General features: G+C 42.1%; 22 protein-coding genes. 15 read left to right on the forward strand and 7 right to left on the reverse strand.

Features of this window, described 5'->3' with window-relative positions; all coding sequences use genetic code 11:
* Positions 1-46: 46 nt before the first annotated feature.
* The 4 genes from ACT3S4_RS05880 to msrB all read left to right on the forward strand — a co-directional run bounded on the left by ACT3S4_RS05880 (position 47) and on the right by msrB (position 5,779).
* Positions 47-1,078, forward strand: coding sequence for an ABC transporter permease (locus tag ACT3S4_RS05880; protein WP_201601370.1), 1,032 nt, complete (start codon positions 47-49; stop codon positions 1,076-1,078).
* A gap of 7 nt (positions 1,079-1,085) precedes the next feature.
* Positions 1,086-2,780, forward strand: coding sequence for an ABC transporter ATP-binding protein (locus ACT3S4_RS05885; RefSeq protein WP_444760697.1), 1,695 nt, complete (start codon positions 1,086-1,088; stop codon positions 2,778-2,780).
* A gap of 222 nt (positions 2,781-3,002) precedes the next feature.
* Positions 3,003-4,307, forward strand: a complete 1,305-nt coding sequence (locus tag ACT3S4_RS05890; protein ID WP_444760679.1) for an iron-containing alcohol dehydrogenase — start codon at positions 3,003-3,005, stop codon at positions 4,305-4,307.
* A 266-nt stretch (positions 4,308-4,573) separates the two neighbouring features.
* The gene (gene msrB, locus ACT3S4_RS05895; RefSeq protein ID WP_444760680.1) at positions 4,574-5,779 is read left to right on the forward strand and encodes a peptide-methionine (R)-S-oxide reductase MsrB; all 1,206 of its coding nucleotides are present in this window, start codon (positions 4,574-4,576) and stop codon (positions 5,777-5,779) included.
* A gap of 129 nt (positions 5,780-5,908) precedes the next feature.
* Here the strand turns inward: msrB and folE are convergent, their stop codons facing one another.
* Positions 5,909-6,505 carry a GTP cyclohydrolase I FolE gene (gene folE / locus ACT3S4_RS05900; protein ID WP_227681719.1) on the reverse strand — a complete coding sequence of 199 codons (597 nt, stop codon included), beginning with the start codon at positions 6,503-6,505 and terminating at the stop codon, positions 5,909-5,911.
* A 353-nt stretch (positions 6,506-6,858) separates the two neighbouring features.
* Between folE and ACT3S4_RS05905 the strand changes: the two genes are divergently transcribed.
* Both ACT3S4_RS05905 and ACT3S4_RS05910 read left to right on the forward strand, forming a co-directional pair.
* Positions 6,859-7,665, forward strand: a complete 807-nt coding sequence (locus ACT3S4_RS05905; protein WP_045447404.1) for an enoyl-ACP reductase FabI — start codon at positions 6,859-6,861, stop codon at positions 7,663-7,665.
* A 110-nt stretch (positions 7,666-7,775) separates the two neighbouring features.
* The gene (locus tag ACT3S4_RS05910) at positions 7,776-8,471 is read left to right on the forward strand and encodes a YoaK family protein (RefSeq protein WP_201605743.1); all 696 of its coding nucleotides are present in this window, start codon (positions 7,776-7,778) and stop codon (positions 8,469-8,471) included.
* A 64-nt stretch (positions 8,472-8,535) separates the two neighbouring features.
* Here ACT3S4_RS05910 and ACT3S4_RS05915 read toward each other — a convergent pair whose 3' ends face one another.
* Positions 8,536-8,694 (reverse strand): hypothetical protein, encoded by a 159-nt coding sequence (locus ACT3S4_RS05915; protein WP_201605741.1) that lies wholly within the window; start codon positions 8,692-8,694, stop codon positions 8,536-8,538.
* A 531-nt stretch (positions 8,695-9,225) separates the two neighbouring features.
* Here ACT3S4_RS05915 and ACT3S4_RS05920 point away from each other — a divergent pair.
* Both ACT3S4_RS05920 and ACT3S4_RS05925 read left to right on the forward strand, forming a co-directional pair.
* The gene (locus tag ACT3S4_RS05920; protein ID WP_060491069.1) at positions 9,226-10,647 is read left to right on the forward strand and encodes an SLC13 family permease; all 1,422 of its coding nucleotides are present in this window, start codon (positions 9,226-9,228) and stop codon (positions 10,645-10,647) included.
* Between the two features lie 141 nt (positions 10,648-10,788).
* A complete protein-coding gene (locus tag ACT3S4_RS05925) occupies positions 10,789-11,598 on the forward strand; it encodes a metallophosphoesterase family protein (protein ID WP_045452951.1) in 810 nt (269 codons plus the stop codon).
* Between the two features lie 40 nt (positions 11,599-11,638).
* Here the strand turns inward: ACT3S4_RS05925 and ACT3S4_RS05930 are convergent, their stop codons facing one another.
* Complete coding sequence (locus ACT3S4_RS05930; protein ID WP_201605739.1) at positions 11,639-12,142, reverse strand: hypothetical protein; 504 nt, start codon at positions 12,140-12,142, stop codon at positions 11,639-11,641.
* Between the two features lie 75 nt (positions 12,143-12,217).
* Here ACT3S4_RS05930 and ACT3S4_RS05935 point away from each other — a divergent pair, with 75 nt between their 5' ends.
* From ACT3S4_RS05935 to ACT3S4_RS05955, 5 genes are all read left to right on the forward strand, one after another.
* Positions 12,218-12,811, forward strand: a complete 594-nt coding sequence (locus tag ACT3S4_RS05935) for a DUF1543 domain-containing protein (protein ID WP_045452955.1) — start codon at positions 12,218-12,220, stop codon at positions 12,809-12,811.
* Position 12,812: 1 nt separating this feature from the next.
* Positions 12,813-13,130: a hypothetical protein gene (locus ACT3S4_RS05940; RefSeq protein WP_444760681.1), complete on the forward strand. Its 318-nt coding sequence runs from the start codon at positions 12,813-12,815 to the stop codon at positions 13,128-13,130.
* Between the two features lie 97 nt (positions 13,131-13,227).
* Positions 13,228-13,641: a hypothetical protein gene (locus ACT3S4_RS05945; protein ID WP_444760682.1), complete on the forward strand. Its 414-nt coding sequence runs from the start codon at positions 13,228-13,230 to the stop codon at positions 13,639-13,641.
* A 252-nt stretch (positions 13,642-13,893) separates the two neighbouring features.
* Complete coding sequence (hrpA, locus tag ACT3S4_RS05950; RefSeq protein ID WP_444760698.1) at positions 13,894-18,042, forward strand: ATP-dependent RNA helicase HrpA; 4,149 nt, start codon at positions 13,894-13,896, stop codon at positions 18,040-18,042.
* 177 nt (positions 18,043-18,219) lie between these two features.
* The gene (locus ACT3S4_RS05955; RefSeq protein WP_060491074.1) at positions 18,220-18,588 is read left to right on the forward strand and encodes a hypothetical protein; all 369 of its coding nucleotides are present in this window, start codon (positions 18,220-18,222) and stop codon (positions 18,586-18,588) included.
* 212 nt (positions 18,589-18,800) lie between these two features.
* Here ACT3S4_RS05955 and ACT3S4_RS05960 read toward each other — a convergent pair whose 3' ends face one another.
* A complete protein-coding gene (locus ACT3S4_RS05960) occupies positions 18,801-19,130 on the reverse strand; it encodes a hypothetical protein (RefSeq protein WP_045447417.1) in 330 nt (109 codons plus the stop codon).
* A gap of 278 nt (positions 19,131-19,408) precedes the next feature.
* Positions 19,409-20,266 (reverse strand): AraC family transcriptional regulator N-terminal domain-containing protein, encoded by an 858-nt coding sequence (locus tag ACT3S4_RS05965; protein WP_444760683.1) that lies wholly within the window; start codon positions 20,264-20,266, stop codon positions 19,409-19,411.
* Between the two features lie 185 nt (positions 20,267-20,451).
* Here ACT3S4_RS05965 and ACT3S4_RS05970 point away from each other — a divergent pair, with 185 nt between their 5' ends.
* A complete protein-coding gene (locus ACT3S4_RS05970; protein ID WP_201601391.1) occupies positions 20,452-20,865 on the forward strand; it encodes an organic hydroperoxide resistance protein in 414 nt (137 codons plus the stop codon).
* A gap of 293 nt (positions 20,866-21,158) precedes the next feature.
* Here ACT3S4_RS05970 and ACT3S4_RS05975 read toward each other — a convergent pair whose 3' ends face one another.
* Positions 21,159-21,530: an MliC family protein gene (locus ACT3S4_RS05975; protein WP_045447422.1), complete on the reverse strand. Its 372-nt coding sequence runs from the start codon at positions 21,528-21,530 to the stop codon at positions 21,159-21,161.
* A gap of 177 nt (positions 21,531-21,707) precedes the next feature.
* Entirely contained in the window at positions 21,708-22,628 is a 921-nt protein-coding gene (locus ACT3S4_RS05980) for a DMT family transporter (RefSeq protein WP_201601217.1), read from the reverse strand.
* A 335-nt stretch (positions 22,629-22,963) separates the two neighbouring features.
* Here ACT3S4_RS05980 and ACT3S4_RS05985 point away from each other — a divergent pair, with 335 nt between their 5' ends.
* Complete coding sequence (locus ACT3S4_RS05985) at positions 22,964-23,647, forward strand: DUF421 domain-containing protein (RefSeq protein WP_444760684.1); 684 nt, start codon at positions 22,964-22,966, stop codon at positions 23,645-23,647.
* The last annotated feature ends 83 nt before the right edge of the window (positions 23,648-23,730 follow it).

The following is a 23,730-nucleotide window of genomic DNA, read 5'->3' on the forward strand; positions in this document are numbered from 1 at the left end:
AAGTTATCCATTACCTTCAACGCCTTCATCTGCATCTCCTGTCTCTATGCCAAAAAAACGTCGCCTAAATCCTATCTGGCAGGCACGCCTAAACCGTTTTCGCCAAAATCGTCTTGGCGTCGTATCATTATTCATTTTTGCGCTGATATTCGTCATTTGTATGGCAGCCAATGTGATTGCCAATGACAAGCCGCTACTGGTGCAGTATCAAGGCGATTATTACTTTCCTGTCCTAAAAGCTTATCCTGAAACGGCTTTTGGTGGGGTGTTTGAGACTGAAGCCAATTATAAAGACCCTGCGGTACAGACGCTGATTGATGAGCAGGGTTTTTACATTATGCCGCCGATTCCATTTGCCGATCAGACACCAAACGTTGAGCTGGGTATTCCATATCCAGCAGCGCCCAATAGCCAGAACTGGCTTGGTACTGATGACTTAGGCCGCGATGTGCTGGCACGGATACTTTATGGCATGCGCGTGTCGTTACTTTTTGGTTTAGCATTGACACTTGCTGGGGCAGTGATTGGTATTATCGTCGGTGCAATACAAGGCTATTACGGTGGTTGGATAGATTTGGCAGGGCAGCGCTTCATGGAAGTATGGGGCGGTATGCCGCAGCTGTTTATGATTATTATTTTGGTCAGCTTATTCAGCCCTAGTATCTTTATGCTATTTGCAATGATGCTGTTATTTGGTTGGATGGGACTGGTTGGTTTGGTACGGGCAGAGTTTTTGCGCGCGCGTAACTTTGACTATGTACGTGCTGCGCGTAATCTTGGGGTATCCGACAGTCAAATCATGCTAAGGCATATCTTGCCCAATGCCCTAGCGTCAAGTTTGTCACAGCTGCCATTTATATTGACAGCTAATATTATCGCTTTAACGGCACTAGATTTCTTGGGTTATGGCTTGCCACCTGGTTCACCATCGCTTGGTGAGCTTATGGTACAAGGTAAAAACAATCTCGATGCGCCTTGGCTTGCACTATCTGGATTTTTTAGTTTGACCTTTATTTTATCATTGCTGATTTTCGTTGGCGAAGCGCTGCGTGATGCGTTTGATCCGAGGCGTTCTTAAGATGACTATGATTGATACGCAAACTGACAGCCTAAACGTAAATCGTAGCAATACACAGCAAAAGCTAATATTGAGTGTCGATAAGCTCAGTATTCTTACCAATACCGGCGTAACGTTAGTTGATAATCTGTCTTATACGCTTAGGCAAGGACGAACCCTTGCTATCGTAGGTGAATCAGGCTCTGGCAAATCCATTGCAAGTCTCGCGCTATTAGGCTTATTGCCAGACAGTTTGACCGTTAGCGGTGAGGTGAAGCTAGCAGGGTCAGCAGGGTTGACTGTGCTACCGATAGCCAATGCCAATGCCAATGCCAATGTTAGTGTTAGTGCTAAGGCACGTAACGCTGCGCTGCGCTCTATTCGCGGACAGCGCATCGGCATGGTGTTTCAAGAACCAATGACGGCGCTCAATCCACTACATTCAGTTGCCAAGCAAATTGCTGAATCACTACGTCTAGTTGGTGTGCCCAAGAAACAATGGCAAAGTCAAACAATCGATTTACTAAATGATGTCAATATTACCAATCCGATTGATAAGTTGAACCGCTATCCGCATGAGCTATCAGGTGGTCAACGTCAACGCGTCATGATTGCCATGGCATTGGCACAGCAGCCTGATATTTTAATCGCTGATGAGCCGACCACCGCGCTTGATGTGACTCTGCAACATGAGATTCTCGCTCTATTAGATGATCTTAAGCGTCAGCATAATATGGCGATGGTGCTTATTAGCCATGACCTCAATCTGGTCAGGCGCTACAGTGATGACGTCATCGTCATGCACCAAGGGCAAACGATTGAGCAGGGGCAAACCATAAGTGTGTTCAATCAGCCCAAAGCCGAATATACCCGCTCGCTAATCAAACAAGACTTTGGCCAAGCACTGAACTTCTCTAATGAAGATCAAAGTCATCCATCAACCGTATTGCAAGTCAGCAATTTACAAGTACAGTTTCCCATTGAAAAAAGTCTGTTTGGTGGTACTAAGCGCTGGTTTGATGCGGTAAAAAATGTTGATATGACGCTACAGAAAGGGTGGGCATTAGGCATTGTAGGTGAGTCAGGCTCTGGAAAAACCACGATAGCGCTTGCGTTAAGTCAATTACTTAGCAATCAAGCACGTGTGGGTGGCGAGATAATGGTTAATGGACAAGATATTTCAGTATTGTCCAAGGGTGAGCTACGTCAGTTTCGCTCGCAAATTCAAATGGTATTTCAAGACCCCTTTGCCAGTATCAATCCACGTATGACGGTGATGCAAATCATTGAAGAAGGATTGCTTGTACAAGGCGTTGATAAAGCAGCACGGCAGCAAGCAGTGATGGATAGCCTTGCTACCGTACATCTGCCAGCTGAGTTTTCGCATCGCTATCCGCATGAGCTATCAGGTGGTCAACGTCAACGGGTAGCACTTGCGCGCGCACTCATTATGCAGCCGAGTCTATTGATATTAGATGAGCCGACGTCCGCGCTTGATAGTACCACGCAGGTCACTGTAGTTAGCTTGCTGCGTGAAATTCAGGAAAAATTGCAAATCAGTTATGTGTTTATTAGTCATGACTTAAAAGTGGTGCGCGCCTTATGTCAGCAAATTATGGTGCTTAAAGATGGCATATGTATTGAGTCTGGACGTACTGAAGATGTTTTTAATAGCCCACAGCATCCCTATGCGCAGCAGTTGCTGCAGGCGAGTATGATTTAGCTTAGCCAAAAAGAGTTAAGCAGATAGAGCCAAATAAGCAGAACATGGCAGTTCATACTAATTGCGATATCCTAAAAATAGCAGTGATACAATAAGTTAAACAGACGTTTACTTTAGTTAGAGGCTTAACTTTGTTTAATTTTTAGTTAAAGAGTAGTTTAAATCGCTGCTTTAAAGGATTGTCATCGCTATTATTACCCTCATTAAAAAGGATTTTTACTCATGAAAAAACAAAATAGTATTGTTAAATTAGTAAATAATAAGTTAGTAAATACCAATGGATTGCAGAATGTCGGTTATTTAGCCGTTGCTAAAACACGCGCTAAAGTCTTAAAAGCGTTCGCTTATGTTGTTCCAATTAGAAGACCAATGCTATTTGTCGGTGAGACCTCTTGTGAAGAGCTATGTGATATGGCCATCAACGAAGGCAGCACCAATGTATTTATCGTCACTGATACCGTGCTTAATAAGCTTGGAATTCCAGCCAAAGTGACTGATTATCTAGATAGCAAAAATATCAGCTATACCGTTTATGACGGCATTACCCCAGACCCTACTTTTAAAGTTGTCGAAGAGGGACTGCGCAAATCTATCGATGCTAAGTGCGATTCGATTATTGCCATCGGTGGTGGTTCGGTCATTGATGCGGCTAAGATGATTGCGATGTCACAAGGCAATAGCTGCAAGCCGCAACAGCTTATCGGCATTCTTAAAGCCAGAAAGCCTTCGGTTCCACTTTATTGTATTCCTACCACGGCTGGCACAGGTTCAGAAGCAACCCTTGGTGCAGTAGTATCAGACGATAAAACGCATCAAAAAGCGCTGTCTATTGACCCAAGAATGGTGCCATTAGCAGCGGCTATTGACCCTGTTATTATGAAAGGCATGCCGGCTCATATTACAGCGGATACGGGTATTGATGTATTGACCCATGCGTTAGAAGCTTGGATGAGTGCTAATGCGAGCGTCGAGACCGACTATTATGCGGCTTCTGCGGTTAAATCTGTGATGCAAAACTTACCGCTGGTTTATAAAGACGGCGGCAATCTTAAAGCCAGAGAAGCAATGGGTATTGCCGCTCATTACGGCGGTATCGCCTTTAATAAAGCGGGTCTTGGTTATGTGCATGCTATCGCTCATCAGCTAGGGGCGTATTATAGTATTCCTCACGGTCGTGCCAATGCCATCGTGCTGCCGTATGTGCTTGATGTCAATCGTCAAGGAAGTAAAAAAAGACTGGCAGAGTTGGCTCGCAAGACTGGTATGGTAAAATCGGGACAAGCTGGTAAGAGTGATGCTGAGATTGCCGACCACCTCATTGCGCAAGTACGCGAACTGATTGCCACCTTGAATATCGATCCAACGGTGAAAGGCATGCAAAGCAGTGATTTTGATAAAATTGCTAAAGCAGCAGCAAAAGAAGTCAGTGATACCTATGCCGTACCAACGTATCTATCAGCGTCTGAAATCAAGGCTATTTTAACCAAGATTCAGCAAGCCAGTGATGAGCATACTGCTGAAAAATGAAAAAGTAACTAAGCTACATAAGCTACATAAGCTATATTGATGTAATATAAAAGAGCACACTACGCTGTCCGTAATGTGCTCTTTTTTAATAATCATACTTTGTAGCAAACTTATCTTATTAAGAAATTGTGTATAATTCAGGATTATACTGTTTAATTATATTAAATAATATCTAATTACTGTTAAATTTTTATAACAATATAGGTATAGTTTAGTGAGGTCAAAGAGTTATCATGGCTATATTATATTACTTTTAGGAGGTATCGATGAATCATAAATTAAAGACGGGCGCTATTGCGATGGCTGTAGCAGCCATCAGTATGGTTTTCGTTGGCTGTGCTGCCACCGAAAATACGCCCGCTGTGAAAAATACTGCCATCGATAATCCTTATGCGCCAACAGACCCAAATCTCGCAGTCGCTACGGTCGCTGGCGGTTGTTTTTGGTGCGTGGAAGCGGGTTATGAAAAGATACCTGGCGTTGTAGAAGTGGTCTCTGGCTATACCGGCGGTCAATCGACCAATCCAACTTATAGCACTGTATCAGCAGGCGGCACAGGGCATACTGAAGCGGCTCAAGTATATTATGACCCGACGAAAATCACCTATAATGGTATCGTTCAAGCGTTATGGCGTATCGCCGATCCAACCGATGCTGACGGCCAGTATGTAGATCGTGGTACTCAGTATCGTCCTGCTATTTTTTATAGTAATGCACAAGAAAAGCAGATAGCAGAAGCTGCTAAGCAATCACTGCAAGACTCTGGTATCTATAGCAAACCAGTTGTGATTGAAATTGTTGCTGCTAGCAAGTTTTACCCTGCTGAAGAGTATCATCAAGATTATTATAAGAAAAACCCAATCCGCTATAAGGCTTATACCTTTAATTCTGGGCGCTATCAGTTTATCGAAAATGTCTATGGTAAAGACTACGAGCTGGATTTTAGCCAGTTTAAACCTACGGCGGCAGGTAGCGTACAGGCAACATCAAACAATGCGTCAGCTACTAAAGCTAGTACAGGATTCAATCCAGATACCTTTGTGAAGCCTGCACAGGATGAGCTAAAGCAGTCGCTAAGTGATATTCAATATAAAGTCACTCAAAAAGACGGCACCGAACGCGCTTTTGATAATGAATATTGGGATAATAAAGCGCCTGGGCTGTATGTCGATGTGATATCGGGGGAGCCACTATATTCCTCTCGTGATCAATACAAATCTGGCACTGGCTGGCCAAGCTTTACCCGTCCATTGAGCACGGATATGGTCGTTGAAAAGGAAGACCGAGGGATATTCGGAAGCCGTACCGAGATTCGTAGTCGCTATGCAGACTCACACGTCGGTCATGTATTTGACGATGGTCCGGCACCGACGGGTAAACGCTACTGTATGAATTCAGCGGCAATGCGTTTTATTCCACTGGCGCAGATGGAAGCAGAAGGTTATGGCAATTGGATTGATGACATAAAATAGGTTAGTTATACCTCGTTATATTGCAATTAATGGTTGATTGCTAATTATTAATGATAGCTATATTGAAAGGTACGCATTAAAAAAGGATACTTAAGTATCCTTTTTTATTATCTATTATTACTTGAAGCGTTAGAATGCAGGCTGACGTCTAGGAATCGCACTCAAAAACTCATTGCGCGCTTGATTGTCATGTACGTACTCACCCAACATCGACATCGTGCGTGTAGTAGAGTGCTGCTTATTTACGCCGCGCATCATCATACACATATGCGCCGCATCCATCACTACTGCTACACCGCGACAGCCAGTGACATCCATGATAGTTTGTGCCACTTGCTCGCTTAAATTTTCTTGAACTTGCAAGCGACGGGCGAACATGTCGACGATACGGGCAAATTTTGATAAGCCCAGTACTTGACCATTGGGTAAATAGCCTACATGAGCGATACCATGAAAAGGCAGCATATGATGTTCGCACAATGAATAAAATTCAATATTTTGTACCAATACCAGCTCGCGATTGCTCGATGGAAACAGGGCGTCGTTGACGACTTCATCCAAGCTTTGATGATAACCTTGGGTTAGATGTGCAAAAGCTTTTGCGGCACGCATCGGCGTTTCTTCAAGACCGGGACGCTGTAAGTCCTCGCCAGTTGAGAGAATCAGTTGACGATAAGACTCAACGCTTTCTTGGTAATTTGATGCTATTGTTGGGGTGTTACTCATAAGTTTGGCAGCCATCCAAAATGTGGGTGTAGCTTAACGCTAAATCCCTAATTACGAACAGTTGCAAATAACTGTTGTAAAGGATTTTTATAAAAATTGTGCAAGCTGGGAAGGGCTGTGATTATACTTGAAATCTCCTTAACTTCATACTGCTGTGGCGAGCAGTTGGGCGTTTAATTGATATTAGAAGACATTATAAGGGAATACAGTTTACGACTGTTTACTTAAATTAATTCGTGTATAATGACTCATTTTATAATTTGTACTTTTTACGCTGTGATATTCATCGTATCTAATCACTCTAAATAACTTAATATGATTAAACAATTTTGATCGACCCAAAAGGAAATATTATGCTACTACAAGGACAACGATTTGTCGTGACAGGCATTGCGAGCAAACTGTCTATCGCTTGGGCTATCGCTGAGGCACTGCACCGTGAAGGTGCCTCATTAATTCTCACTTATCCTAATGATAAGATCAAAAAGCGTGTCGATATGGCAGCGGAGAAGTTCGAAGCAGATTTGGTACTTGAGTGTGACGTGGCGTCTGATGAGTCTATCGCTGCCTGCTTTGAGCAAATCACTGCCCATTGGGGTGATGGAATCGATGGTGTGGTACATGCGATTGGCTTTGCGCCGATGGATCAGCTTGATGGCGATTTTGTTAAGGCGACGACCCGTGAAGGCAGTCAAATTGCCCATGATATCTCAAGCTATAGTTTTGTGGCATTAGCCAAAGAAGCTCGTGCTTTATTGGCCATGCGTCACGGTTCGATGCTGACATTGACATATGAAGGTAGTATCTCGGTATTGCCAAACTACAACGTCATGGGTATGGCAAAGGCCAGCCTTGAAGCCAGTGTTCGCTATTTGGCTACTTCGATGGGCGGTGAAGGCATTCGTGTCAATGCGATCTCAGCAGGTCCTATTCGCACACTTGCCGCCAGTGGTATCAAATCATTCCGTAAAATGCTCGATATCAGCGAAAAAATCGCGCCGCTACAACGTAATATCACACAAACCGAAGTTGGTAATGCGGCGCTTTTCTTGCTATCACCTTGGGCATCTGGTATTACCGGCGAGATTATGTTTGTTGACGCAGGTTTTAATACCGTTGCTATCAGTGAGCAATTAATGATGCTTGATGAGCCGAAATAATGCTTTTCAATAGTCGGTTGTAGGGTTTTATACATCAGGAAGGCAGCCAATCGGTTGCCTTTTTTGGTTATAATAGATGCTTTTTGGTGATAAGCCATTAGGCGGCGAATATGATAACCAAATTACCAAAGTGGATATTGTGGGGCGGGGCAGTATTGGCATTCAGTGCTGGCTGTGTTAACACTGCTGCGTTAATGGGGTTTACCAATCTATCGGTTTCTCATGTCACTGGCAACGTAAGCTTATTTGCAGCGGCTATTGCTTACTTGGATGTGCGTAGTATCTTGTATATCGGTGCGCTGCTATTGTCTTTTTTGGCAGGTGCGATACTGAGCGGTTATGTGATTGGGCAGACATCATTAAAGTTAGGTAGGCGCTATGGTAGTGCGCTATATATCGAGGCGGCACTGCTAATGGCCAGCTACTGGTTGTATCAGCAGCATGATTATTTAGGACAGTTGGCAGCGGCAATGGCATGCGGATTACAGAATGCCATGGTAGCGACTTATAGTGGCGCGGTTATTCGTACCACCCATTTGACAGGTTTGACATCAGATATGGGCGCAGCGATTGGCAACTGGTTGGCGGGTCGATCGATCAGCAAACCGACATTAGGGTTCCAAGCCATTATTTGGTATTGCTTTTGCGGTGGCAGCGCCGTTGGAGCATTTTTATTCGCCAAGGTTGGTTATGAAGCGCTATTTGTACCCATTGCTATCGTCTTGACGGCAGCATTTATATATAACTACGTCTCAGATCGCCTGCCAGAAAAAAGAGAGCCAAAACATAAAAGGCGCTTGTCATAACAATAAGCACCTTTCATGTTCTGGTTTTTTTATATTGTAGCTTGGGATAATCTAAAATGTTCGCTTACTTCTCATCTTCATGGTCTTCATGTTCATGCATGCCCTGCATCATATCGAGTGCAGAGTCATCGGTACGCTGCTGATCTTTTTTAGCCAAACCGTCTTGATTGATATCTCTCGGTGCCATTTTAGTGGTTGAATCTGTTCTATTTGCATCTGTCATAAAGTGCTCCTATTTATTGTTATTCATTTTTCGATATAAATACTAATAAAAAATAGTTGTTAAGCTATTACTGGTATTAGAAATTTATTTTGACTTATTTAGTATGAGATAGCACCATACGCTTGTACATACTAAGTGTACGCTTGTTTAGTGACGATGTGTAACCGCATATCACAAGGCTTGCTGTTTAATGAAAAGCAATTACTTGGTTATCAGTTGCTCTCACTCCCTCTTAGAGTTCGGTTCAAAAATAAAAAACTCATGAGATAAATGTCATCTCTATAAAGTACCGTTTTAAGGTACATTTCCTAAAACGCATTAAAGTAATTCTTTACCTATGAAATAACCATATTTATTGCAAATTTTATAGGGGCTTTTTTATAAAGGCTTTGTTGTATCAGATTTTTGTTATATATCTGTTATGATAACGGCGTATTTTTTGCGGTTGCTGGTTGAACTACCGTCAATCGCTAACATGCGTTTTTATTTTAGCGTCTTTTTACACTGTCTTTGGGAAAATAAGGACATTTTATGTCAGAGCAAAAATTAGATAGCCATCTTCCTGATGATGGCAATGAGTATTTATTTACCGATACCTTTCCAAAGGGTACTGGTAAAGGGTTGATAGTGGTCGCTATTGCGGCGGTTATCAGTATGATTATTTATAATGTATTGCCATTCGATATCAATGCCAATAAGGGTCTTGCCTTATTGTTCTTCATCGGCGTATTGTGGCTAACGGAAGCGTTGCACGTCACGATTACGGCACTATTGGTAGTCGTGGTTGGTGCCCTAGTGGGTATACCAGAATTCGATGCTGAAATAGGCTTACAAAGCTTTGCCAATCCGACCATTTATTTGTTTTTTGGTGGTTTTGCTTTAGCGGCAGCCTTGCATGTGCAGCAATTGGATAAAAAAATTGCCCTGAAGATTTTATCGATGTCAGGTGGCAAATTAAGCACAGCGGTATTTTTGATATTTGGCGTGACCGCATTTTTGTCGATGTGGATATCGAATACTGCGACGGCGGCGATGATGTTGCCATTAGCGCTGGGTATTTTAACGCAAGTTGACCGTGAAAAAGACCGAGGCACTTTTGTATTTGTACTATTAGGTATCGCTTACTCAGCAAGCCTTGGTGGTTTAGGTACGATCGTTGGTTCGCCGCCAAATGCTATCGCTGCAAAAGCGCTCAATATTGCTTTTGTGGACTGGATGAAGTTTGGTGTGCCGATGATGCTGGTATTATTGCCGCTATTGTTAGGTGCAATGTATGTGTTTTTGAAGCCCAACCTGAATCGTAAAATTGTACTGGTTGAAGATGAACCTATTGTATGGAATAAACCTCGCGTAGTGACGATTATCGTCTTTATTGTCACCGCATTGAGCTGGATTTTCTCCAAAAAGATCGGCGCCGCGCTTGATATTACAGATACTGACGCGGTTATTGCCTTATCAGCTGCTGCCGCTGTGGTCAGCTTAGGCTTGGTATCGTGGAAACAAGTGTCTGATAATACGGATTGGGGCGTACTCATGCTGTTCGGCGGTGGTATTGCCCTGTCGACGATTCTGAAAGTGTCAGGTGCCTCTTTGGTATTGGGGGAGACGGTCGCTAATGCGTTGTCTTCTGCACCGCTTATCGTGGTGATGATTGCGGTATCAGCATTTATTATTTTCTTAACGGAGTTTGCTTCTAATACCGCTTCTGCCGCACTGCTGGTTCCCGTATTTGCTGCCATTGCAGAGCAGATGGGTTTACCACACGAAGTGTTGGTATTAGTCATCGGTATTGGTGCATCTTGTGCCTTTATGCTACCCGTTGCGACACCGCCAAATGCGATTGTCTTTGGTACGGGATTGATTAAACAGAGCGAAATGATCCGTACGGGTGTCATTCTTAATATCATTGCTACCTTTGTCGTCGGATTGTGGGCTTATTTCTTCTTAATATAGTTTATCAATCACATTAATCATAATTTATGAAACCCAATGTCTCAATAATCACGAGCCATTGGGTTTTTTTGTTTCTCTTTTCTATTCCTTTTTACAATTAGTCGATGTATAACATAGTGATTTGTTAGGAAAATAAATAGGATGGCGCACTCTAACTCTAACTCCAACTCTAATAACAAGCAATTAAATACTATCGCGGCTATTTCTGACATTCATAGTAATGTCTTCGCGCTTGAAGCCGTGCTGACTGATATTAAACAGTGCGATATTGATCAAATTGTTAATCTGGGCGATATTTTATACGGACCGATTGCCCCTAAAGATACCTATGCGCTCTTAATGGCACAGCAGAACGATATCATTACTATTCGAGGTAATCAGGATAGACAGATTTATGAAGCGACAACGGCGGAGATTGGCAACAACGCAACCATGGCTTTTATCATAGAGGACTTGCCTAAAGCAGCGGTTAAGTGGCTGCAGAATTTGCCGTTTGATTGTCACTTAAGTGAGAATATTTATTTGTGCCATGGGTCACCAACCGATGACATGGTATATTTGTTAGAAAATATTGAGACGGGTCAGCCGACCTTACGTAATAATCTAGATATTTTGGCACAGCTTAACGGTATTGGCAGTTCAGTGATCATATGTGGTCATACTCATATTCCACGTACAGTCACGCTATCGACAGGTCAGATAATCATCAATACAGGTAGCGTGGGTTACCCTGCTTATAAAGATGATTTGCCTATTTTGCATAAGATGCAAACCTATTCGCCCCATGCCAGTTATGCGCTTATCAAATGTGCTGACACTGAACAAGGTAAATGCTGGCAAGTTGAGCATATCAAGGTGCCTTATGATTATGAAGCTGCGGCTAAATTGGCTTCAATGAACGGTCGCGAAGATTGGGCGTTTGCACTGAGAACAGGGCGAGTATTGCCTTGATGAGCAATTAAATATATAAGTATCAGGATTTTGCCTATTTTTAGCATGATTTACTAAGTTGCAAGCTATCATATGCATCAATATCTCTATGACCACACCAAGCCTCTTTCAATGTGGGTAGCGCTTGAATATCTATTTGCCTAAAAAAACCGTCTACATTAAGCTGTCGATAATTTGGTCCTCGCTCCATTAGTTGATTAGAAAATAAAGAAAAGCTTGCAACTGGCGTCTCAGAATAGCTATAGATATGAATACTAATAACATTAGCTCCCTCTTTGCCGCCTAGACCTTCACGCCAAAAACCATGGCTTTGACTGTTTATCTCATCGACTATGGCTTGCATTTTTTCAGGCTGATGCTTTGCGTCGTAAGATAGTAGAATAGGGTTTGAATAAGGGTTCTCAATTTCAACTTTGCTGATGTCATGATAAGTAGCTCTTGATGTTAAGCTTGATTCTTTATTTGTACAGGAAGTTAAACACAACACTATTGGCAAAAATATAGTCGCTATAAACGTCAGCTTAATAGCTATCAGAATGCCCATATTGATCCTTTTTATATGATTTATCTAACATCACACATTTTACTCAGAAGTTATTAACGTACAAGGTAATTCTTTATGCCAACACTCTTTATGGTACAACTTGGTGGTCGCCCCAAAGGTCGTTTGATTGAGCAGCATGATATTTTCTTTGGTGTGGCCAATCAGGTGCGCGAGCTGGTAGAAGATATCAATCACCACTGGCCTGAAGTCAAAAACAAATGGCATATTGATTCATACAGAGCGATTACCAAAGTGGGAAACCATACTGTTAAATTGATCGAGTCAAACAATCAAACAGCGAATGATAACGGTTTAAAACTGTTCTTTATTAATTTAGGCGGCTATCAGCAGGGGAGTTTTGAAGAGTTTCATCATAAACTGCTTATCGTCGCTGCTACTCAAGCAGAGGCTATTAAACAAGCCAAACACAGTACATTTTATAAAGAATTTACTTTTAAAGATAAAGACACACCTTTTAATGCCGCATCGCACATTGATGATAAATTTCAGGTAGATATCGATGATGTATACAACGTCAATGATCTTGTCTCAAACATACAGATTTTAATTGAGCCTATGATTCATAATAGTCACAAACTTGCAAATGCTGATGAAGATAAAGAGTATGTTGGTTATCTAAGTATCAAAAATTTAAGGAAGTTACCCTAATATGGCTTTAAATATGTATTATAAAAATGGCATGATTCGCAAATCGCGTTGCCAAATCTCTGATGAGCTATTACCGACCCTTTATCAGATTCATGATAATGCTAAGTTTCCAAAACTCACTTGGTTGATTGATAATGTGTATGAAAATCCGCAGATTCAACCCGATGTCGCACAAGCCTTAGCTGATGAAATGGTAGCGTTTGAGAGGTTAATACTTTCGCTGCATCTGCCTTTTCCTAGGCTGCTATTGCAAAAGTTGCAGAATTTCTTTACGGGGGCTGCTATTCATCAACAGATTATTTATACAAGTAGCGTTTGAGCTTACAAATAATTTATTCACAAAAATAAAATAGGGCTGGCAGGTTTGAAAAATTTGATAAAATGTCACTACTGAACCACGAATTTACGAATCTTTTATGATCTATCAATGCATCACAGAAAAGGGTGATCATTTACGTTTGGATGTGATTAATAGCGATATTGGTTATATGCTCAAGTATTATTTTGCCACCCAAGGTAATCCTTTAAGATTAGAGGCGCAGCAAGCGACTGAGGATACCTATTATACGACTCTTTCTAATGGTACTAATCTCGTTATGCGGGATCCGAATAATTATTATCAGCTGTCGCAATTTGAAAATGGCGATACCTCTTTTTATATTATTAGTGCCATCACTGGTCAGGAGATGAATCATTTTTCTTGTGAGAATAACTCGATTGAAAATGATCAGTATGCTTTGATTGCTCAGATGGAGCCAGAACATTTTAAATTTAAGCCTATGACTAATGAGCTTAGAAATATTTTGACTGAGCGTTTTGCAAATAGGTAGTAGCCTGCATAGTTGCCAAGCAAACACTACAACCACCTTGAATCACGCCCAAATTACCCTCATAATCTAACCACTTCCAAACAATAAATAGCCTAAGTAAATATGCCGAATACTTCTAAGAGCACCTCAGATATGCCGACTGGAAACAATACCAATGGATTTAAATCCGATGAATTAAGTAAATTAACAAACCCAAGTGACGATGATTTAAGTATTACGGCAAACAGTAATGAAGCGTCTTCACAACCTGATATGGTTGTTGATTTACCAGTACTCGCTAAAGACAGTTATTATTTAAGTCGTCTTGAGCGTGAGCTGGCAAGGGCTGCCGTGGCTAACAATAAAAAAAACTCTGACGATAAAGCGGATGATGGGCTAACTAAAAAACGTGCGCAGTATGAAAAAATCAAGACCCGCTCACAGCAAGCGGTGCAGGCACGTATGGATAGTATTCCAGACAAACTGGCAGAAAAACTGAATCTTGATTTGCCCGTGAGTCAACGTGCAGAAGATTTAGTACAGGCAATTATTGATCACCAAGTCATTATTGTTGCAGGGGAGACGGGTTCTGGTAAGACGACGCAATTGCCTAAGCTGGCAATGCTGGCAGGTCGCGGTATCACTGGGCAGATAGGGCATACCCAGCCTCGAAGATTGGCCGCGCGCAGTGTGGCAAACCGTATCGCTGAAGAATTGGGCGAGCAGCTCGGTAATACTGTCAGCTTCAAGATTCGCTTTAATGAGCAGGGTACGGCGCAATCTGTTGTTAAGCTGATGACCGATGGTATCTTGCTGGCTGAATTGGGTCACGATAGATTCTTGAGTAAATACGATACCATCATTATTGATGAAGCGCATGAGCGTAGCTTAAACATTGATTTCATTATGGGTTATCTGAAAAAGCTACTGCCCAAACGTCCTGATTTAAAAGTGATTATTACCTCAGCAACACTTGATACCAAACGCTTTAGTGAATACTTTAGCCGCTATGATAATAAGCTAAAACGCAACGTACCTGCACCTATTTTCAATGTCGAAGGTCGTAGTTTTCCTGTTGAAGTTCGTTACCGTCCGCTGACCGATGAGCCAGTCAACAGCTCGGACGATGATAGCTACGATGACTTTGAAGAAAATCTGCCTCGCGCGGTGGTTGCCGCAGTTGAAGAGTGTTTTAGCGATGCACAAAACAAAGGTCATGCTGATCAAGCAGATATTTTAATATTTGCCGCCACAGAAGCTGAAATTCGTGAGCTCCAAGAGGTGCTTGAACGTCATGGACCCAAGCACACCGAAGTATTGCCCTTGTTTGCTCGCCAAACTTATGAAGAGCAGCAGCGCATCTTTCAACCGTCAGGTCGTGGTCGGCGTATCGTTATTGCGACCAACGTTGCCGAGACTGCGCTGACCGTACCCGGCATTCGTTATGTGATTGATTTGGGTTTTGCGCGGATTTCTCGTTATTCGTATCGCTCACGCGTACAGCGTCTACCCATTGAGGCGATCTCGCAAGCGGCTGCCAATCAGCGTAAAGGTCGCTGCGGTCGTGTTGCGCCGGGTGTTTGTATCCGTCTTTATAGTGAAGAGGACTTTACCGGTCGTCCAGAATTTACCGAACCTGAGATTTTACGGACCAATCTTGCATCCGTTATTTTACAGATGGCCAATCTGCGCTTAGGTAGTGTTGATGATTTTGCCTTTATCGAGCCACCCGATAGCCGCTTGGTTACTGATGGGCATAAATTGCTTGATGAGTTAGGCGCGATTATCTCTAAAAATGAAGTAACTGCTGCTCATCAAAACAATAAGCCAAAACCAAAAAAAGGTCTCGACCATTTAAGCCTGACGCCAACTGGACAAAAAATGGCGCGTATGCCAATCGATCCAAGGCTAGCACGTATGTTGGTTGCGGGCAGTGATTTTGATTGTATCCGTGAGATGCTGATTGTAGTAGCGGCTCTTGCTGTACAGGATCCACGCGAGCGTCCTGCCAATAAACGCCAGCAAGCCGACCAAAAGCATGCGGAATTTCGTCAAGATGATTCTGACTTTTTATTCTATTTGAGCCTGTGGAAAGCCCTATTTGAAAAAGATGAAGATGGCAATAAGTTGTCAGGCAATCAGCGTAAGAATTTTACCAAGAAAAACTATCTGAGCTTCCCGCGTGTACGTGAGTGGAATCAAACCCATCGTCAGTTAGTACAAATGGTCACAAACCTTAAGCTTACGGATGTTAAAGAGGCAAAAGCTTCCGATAAAGGCGCTAATAAAAATTCTTCGTTAGAAAACATGACCAGCGACCCTACCGCGATAGAAGATGAAGAACTCAAAGCGGTTAAATATGCCAATTTACACCGCGCATTATTGACAGGTCTATTGTCTACGATTGCGCACAAAACTGAGAATCGCGGTGAATACTTAGCAGCTCGCCAGCAAAAAGCCAAAATATTCCCAGCCAGTACGGTATTTAAACAAGTACCGCCTTGGGTCATGGCTTTTGAAGTGGTCGAAACCTCGCAAGTCTTTATGCGCACCGTTGCTAAAATTGAACCAGAATGGATTATCTCAGCGGCAGGCGACTTATTAAAATATCACTACTTTGAGCCGCATTGGTCGAAAAAGACTGGACGAGTGAAAGCCTATGCGCAGATTAGTCTGTTTGGTCTCATAATCATTAGTAAGCAGCTGACCAACTATGAGCAAGTGAACTTGGCTGAGTCACGAGAAATCTTCATTCGTGATGGTCTGGTGACTGGTAATTTGGGGCGTCAAGCGCCATTTTTACAGCATAATATGGATAAAATTGCCGACATTGAACGCATTGAAGATAAGTTACGTCGCCGTGATTTGTTGGTTGACGAAGAAGCACTGTATCAATTTTATGATAAAAAAATACCTGAGCATATTGCCAGCCGCAAAGCCTTTGAAGATTGGCGTGCCGAGGTCGAAAAAACCGATGCCAAATATCTATTTTTTACCGATGATGACGTGCTTAATAGCCAAGCACCGACCACAGGCGATTTCCCAGAAGTGTGGAAATTGGGTGATCTAAAACTACCGCTACGTTATGTCTTTGATCCGTCCAGCGATGATGATGGCGTGACCATTCGTGTGCCACTTGCCGCCCTACCGCAGCTTGATGCGATTGAATTATTATGGGGCGTACCCGGTTGGCGTTATGAGCTAGTATTGCAATTGCTTAAGTCACTACCAAAGGATATTCGCCGTCAAATTGTACCGATTCCTGATACAGCCGATAGCTTGTTTGATGAACTGCAACCCGCTGGTGGACAAGGATTGCTTAAACAGCTTTGCCAAGCGCTCAACCGTCGCGGCGTTATGTCAGTGACGCCTGATAGCTTTAATCCCTCTAGCATTGATCGCTATTTGCAGCCGCAAATCTGTGTGGTCGATGACAAAAACCGCATTATCGAAAAGGGTCGTGACCTGCAAACGCTACAGATTCGTCATGCTCAAGAGACCCGCCAAGCGGTGAATGAGCAGCAAGGTACGCATACTGAATTCCCTGAGCATTTTGCCTTTAGCAAAAATCATCATAGTGCAGGGGTGGTGATGAAGCAGTTCGCTGCTTTAGTTGCAGATGCGTCAGGTGAAGCGGTATCGATTCATCAATATACCGATGTCAATGCCGCGTTACAGGCACACCGTATCGGGGTTTTGACCTTGATAAAAGGTAAGCTTGGCGCGAAGAAAAAACAGCTGACCAGCCAAATTGATAAGATATTTAAATTGGCATTCGCACCACTTGGTGATATGGAGAAGCTAAAAACCATCGTCATCGATGCGGCATTGGACGCGTCGCTTGAAGAGCATTATGTGTTATTCGATCACAGTGCTGATTTGCCTGAAAGCGCTGATGATACTGCCGTAGCGCTTGCTGAAGAATTACCCTTTACGCCAGAAGAGTACGAGAAAACCTTGGAAGTGGTGTCGGGTAACTTTCTATTGACGGGGCAAAACGTCATAAAAATCCTTAAAAATGTCTATACCCGCTGGCAGCGTATTCGCCAAAGCTTACTCATGCTCGATCGAGAGATATTTGGTGAGTCTATCGAAGATATCGAAGACCAGCTAGAAGATTTGCACTTGGCTGATTTTGTTTATCGTATGGATTATAGCCATTGGCAGCAGTATCCGCGCTATCTAGAGGCGCTTGAAATTCGTATCGAACGGCTTGAGCACAATCTCGAATCCGATCTCGAAGGCGTATACGCGCTTGATGTACATATGGAGCGGTTGGCAAATCGTGCCAATGATAAAGCCATTAGTGAGTACCGCTGGATGGTCGAGGAGTATCGTATTCAGCTATTCGCGCAACCGATGAAAACCCGCATGGCAGTGTCACCGAAGCGCCTAAGCAAGATGTGGGATAAAATGAGTTAGGATAGCGTTAGATTTTTAAAACTTGATAATTGACAACATATGACAATTGTCTTGTATAGCTCTTTGATTTAGTCGATAATATTTGATTAAATGAAAGAGCTATTATTTTTTATACCAAAAAGTTTTTTGGACGTTACTTAATATATTGATGTAGGTTTTTGAGCAGGATAAAAAATAATGATTAAAGGTAGATTGATAATATTAGGATTTGCATCAACTATATTTATGAGTACGGGCTGTGATCAAACACAAGCCAGTAATAATAAAAATTTGAAGGTATTTGCGCCAACAAGCGTAGAAAAAGAAGTGCAGTTACGCGGCAGTTTTAAAAGAAGCTTTGAGATTCATGAGTTCGTTTCTGATAACATTATTTACTATGTGTCAGACCCAAAGCAATTATTAATTAAAGATTCAAAAAGTCTCAATCAAAAAGGCTATTACAAATATTTCGAAACTTGCGTCATTGGTAACATTAGCCCCATCGGTCAATATGGGCCTCTAGGCAAATATCAAAATCAAATAACTATTCGTGAGATTTGCGCGTAGCTTTGATAGCGTAGGTTATCGAATGGATACCCTACTGATTTTAAGTAACCAACCTTCACTCACCATCGACAAAAAGGCTGGGTTAGCAATTGCTAACCCAGCCTTTTGTTTAAGTATCATTGTTTTTTTGCGACGGATAAATCTTTTATGAAGCAAAAAAGCAAAGGTAGCGTCATGGAACCTTTGCTCTAAAATTTAGCATCTGAGTAAAATTAGTGGCTGATCTTTTCTGTCAGCACACCCATACTATAAAGCACGAATGCTATAACGGTCAGTGCTACAATAAATGGCGTGAGTATCCAAATCACCACGTTGATCAATAATGAGGGCAATAATCCATTAAATAATACCGTGTTTGGTGTAAAAAAGTCCGTCATAACATCGACTGAACGCTTAGCTACGGGGAATAACAAGGTGCTTAGTGCCAGCATATAAATATACTTGCTAAAACCAGGGTCGCTCATGACCACCATAAAATAAAACACCAAAAAATAAGTGACACCCAATGCCCAGCATTTGAGAGTATAGCTTAAACGAATCATGTTAGTGCCTCCCGAAGTATTCTGACGATCACACGTAGAAAAATTATTATAATAGTTGCAAAATTATGAATATATTATATATGTTATAATATGAATATATAGATCAAGTCAACTGTTTTCTTCTTGAGTAAGATATTTCGTCGTTTGTTTGGCTGGAAAGAGGGAGGATGTAATTATCTGTTAAACAGATAATTACATTGTGTACGCAGTTAATTATGAAGCTGTCAAGGCGCAGAGGAATTGCCCTAGTCAGAAACCATTATAGTAGGGGCATCATGCTAAATATTTAACTCACTGCTTGGGCTTACTCCAAATAGCCGCTTATATTCACGGCTAAATTGGCTGGGACTTTCATAGCCTACTTGCATGGCGATTTGCGATACTTGTGCCTCGCCGAGTTGAATCAGCTGCCGCGCTTTCATCAATCGTAGACTTTTTTGATATTGAAGCGGGCTTAGTTGAGTGATTTCTTTAAAATGTTGATGAAATCCCGACACACTCATACCGCATCGACTGGCCAAATCTTCTATGATGACGGGCTCTTCTAAATGCGCTTTTAGCCAATCGGTAGCTTGGGCAATACGGTGGGTGTGACTGCCATTAACCACCAGTTGCCGAAGCTTATGACCTTGCTGTGCTGAGAGCAGCCGATAATAAATTTCTTGCTGAATTAAAGGTGATAAAAAATCTATGTCACTTGGATAATTAAGCAAGTCTATCAGCCGCTCGAATGCGGTTAATATGGTGTCTTCTAACGGCCATTTTATCCCTTGATGCTCATAATCGGCATTTTTCTGAGGTGGTATTTGTGCCATGACCTCACGAATGAGCGCCAGATTTAATTTCATAGACAATACGATGACAGGCTTCTCTACAGTGGCGTGTTTGATATGCATGCTTATAGGAATATTGACAGGGCAGAACATCAGGTTGCTGTCATCAAATTTCTGGCAATCTGTACCTAAGTAAATTTCACGCGTGCCTTGTAAGACGATACATATACTAGGTTCTTGGATATAGCTGACAGTCTTTCTTGGTCTGTCGGCACAATAAAAAAACAAGCCTGAAATGCCTGATTCGATGGTTTGGTTTTTGGGTAATATACTAAGTAGCTGCTCTACCGTTTTTGTTTTCATGATTTATGCTTACTTTATAATTTGCCTAATGATATAAATATTTATAGGATTAGGCAAGAATTCTGGAGTAATGCTCTACCAGATTAGCGTGCTCACTTCTATAATGATGGCATCAAAACGCAGTAAGATTGATTTGCAGCGTATTGCCCAATACCAATAACATGCCAATCCATAAGGAGTATATGATGAAGATTTTCTATAAAACGCGAGCAACGGCAACTGGTGGTCGTTCTGGTCATACAGGTCTTGACGATGGTTCGCTAGGTTTTGATCTGGTCTCTTTTCAAGAAACAGACAAGGAAGGTGTCAATCCAGAGCAGCTTTTTGCAATGGGTTATGCGGCTTGTTTTGATAGTGCTTTAAATCTGACCGCCCAGCAAATGAAACTGCCAATCACTGCCTCAAAAACCTCGACCCAAGTGGGTATTGGTATGAAAGCCGATGGTAGCTATAACCTAGATATAGATTTGTATGTTGAAGTGTCGGGTATTGATGAGGCTCAAGCGCAAACACTGATAGAAACAGCTCACCAAGTTTGCCCATACTCTAATGCTACTCGCGGTAATGTCGATGCACGTTTGCATGTAACCGTGGTTTAACGGTCCGCCGTAGTTAATACCTAACGACTGATTCAACAGCTGTTCTAATAACTATAAACAAATATAAAAACGACATGACTTTCAACTGCTTGGGTACATAAAGTATTCAGGCAGTTTTTTATTGAATAATTCAATGTTGATCATTAAGATCAAATTATCAGGCATGAAAAGTTAAGCACAAAAAAGAGCCAGTAGTTTGATTACTGGCTCTTTCGTTTTCAATAGATGTGAGTACAAACATGGATTTTATTCAAATAACCACCACGTATTATTTACGCTTGTTTCTAAGATTATTATAGTTGGCAGTTCACTTGGTATTGTTGACCATTGTCTGATTTGATGGTCATGATGCCGTAATCCGCTTTGGTGTGCCAATCGTAAGTGGTTTTAGGGTTAACATTATTGACATAACGAGCGCCAGAACCTGATACTGCTTGCTCCATGGTGATTTTTGCGTTGGTTAAGCCAACTTTAGGCAAGGTCACGTTTAGGTTAGCAGTTTGACCATTGGCAGTGTAAGCAGCAGTGAGTTGACCGTTGTCTTCACAAGTGAATGATTGGACTACTGGCTGAGTATTGGTCTCTGGGGTCGTAGTGGTTGGTGCATTAGTGGCGCAGGCAGACAATAATAGAGCAAAAGGTGCTACGGCTAATAATTTTTTCATAATATGCCTCAAAAGTATCGGTAAAAGTAGGTTGTTACTTCAAGCAACATGATACCGTAGAGAATGTAACTTCATGTTGTGTTTGAGGGCTATGGTAGTAATCTTATCTGTCTTTTTTATCACTAAGCCTCTCAGTCTTTATTGGCTTATTTATTTTAAATAACGAATGAGGATATTTCACGTAGGGGCTTTTTCTCTATTTAAAATAAATACCAATACTGCACCCAAGATAACCGAGCTTGCTATAACGAATGGCAATGTCAATTGCTCAGATAAAAATACCACGCCTAATATCGCAGCCAGTATAGGGACACACAGTTGTACAACTGCTGCTTGGGTGTTTTTTAACAAAGGCATGGCCATATACCAGATGCTGTAGCCCATACCAGATGCCATCGCTCCTGATGCACAGGCCAAAAGTACGCCCTTAATAGTGATGTCACCTAAATTGATGTTTTCCAAGCCTATATTGTCTAGGTAAGTCATGCTTATCACTAACAGTATGGGCACTGCTATCAGACTCCGAATGAAATTAAAACCTGTGGCTCGCAGCGGTGACACGCATGATTTGCCGCGTATGCTATATATGCCCCAAGCGGCACCACTGATTGCCATAAGCACCGCCGCTAGTAACGAAGGCACCGCTGCTGACGGTAGCATCAAATAGACAAACCCTGCTACCGCTACGATAAATGCCAGCCATTGTAAGCCGCTCAATTGCTCTTTCTTATAGATGCCCCAACCAATCATCGTCAGCTGAACCGCTGAAAATAGAATCAGCGCTCCTGTACCAGTATCCAACTCTACATAAGCAATCGAAAAGCATAGCGCATAAATCACTAAGCTCAGACTACTTAACCAGCTACCTTTGTCGTTTAAAATAGCAGCGTGAGCAATACTGTCAGGCTCTCGCACGTGCTGTCGTAACCGATAAGCATGAATGGTCATGATAATACCTAGGCAGACAGCAGCGCTCAGCAGGCGCAAAATGGTAAAGCTCCAAGCATCTATATGACCCTCTGCTAACGCCATACGGCAAAAGAGAGAGTTTGCAGCAAAGGCGATTAATGCAATAACGGTGTACAAGGTGGCTTTCAAAAATAATTCCTACAATAAAGAAGCTGGTTTTTTAATAAAATAGGCAAATCTGATTTTTAAAGATGTTGTTATTACTGCTTTTTTACCAGCAAAAATACTGGCTGAAGTGCGAAAACTGAGTTGCTAGCTGCTAGTTGCCAATTGGGAGGTGTTTTACAACAGAGCATATTTTATTGCACTTGCGGGCAAAAGTATTTTTTAAATTGGACTGATGATAGTTGAATTAACAATAAAGGCTGACTACAAGGGTGGTGGCAGGTCAAGCGCATACTCAGAACGATTGCTGAAATTAATCGTCATAAATCAAATAAAAACAATAGATAGGAAAAAGTAATATGGATTGGGCAAGTATCTTTATTCATGACACCACTTGGGCATTTGCGCTTGAGATATTGGTGCGTGTCAGCGTCATGTTTGTACTGATTATCTCGTTTTTGCGTTTGACGGGCAAACGCGGCGTCCGTCAGCTGTCAATCTTTGAGTTGACCATTATTTTATCATTGGGTTCTATCGCAGGTGATCCTATGTTTAACGAGGATTTGCCGATTATTCAGGCGGTGCTGGTCATGAGCGCCGTTATCCTGCTTTATCGACTGTGCACGTGGATCATGATGAAATTCCAACCTTTTGAAGATTTATTAGAAGGGAAATCGCTCTATATTGTAGAAGACGGAATGCTGGTACTCGATAAGATTAAAAAGGGCAAGATGTCGCATGATGAGTTTTTTACTGAAATGCGCCAACAAGGGGTCGAGCATTTGGGTCAAGTGCGTACAGGCTTGCTAGAGACAGACGGTAATTTTAGTATATTGTTATATCCGCCTGAAAACACTGGCTACGGTATGCCGCTTTTCCCTAAGCAGTATCAACCTGTCGAAGAGATAGAGTCAGAGACATATTACGCATGTATGCATTGCGGCTATGTCGATCATATAACTGACCCAAATCAGCTCTGTGAACGCTGTGAGAATGGATGTCGAGACTGGGCGAAGGCCTTGAATAGTGAGATCGTTAGATGATAATAAATGAGATGATAGCTATATTGAATTATCTATGAGTAGATCGAGCGGTCTTATGTTGACAGGCTTAATAATAGCCAATT

The sequence above is a fragment of the Psychrobacter sp. AOP30-A2-5 genome (assembly GCF_052378115.1).
In the GTDB taxonomy this organism is placed as follows: domain Bacteria; phylum Pseudomonadota; class Gammaproteobacteria; order Pseudomonadales; family Moraxellaceae; genus Psychrobacter.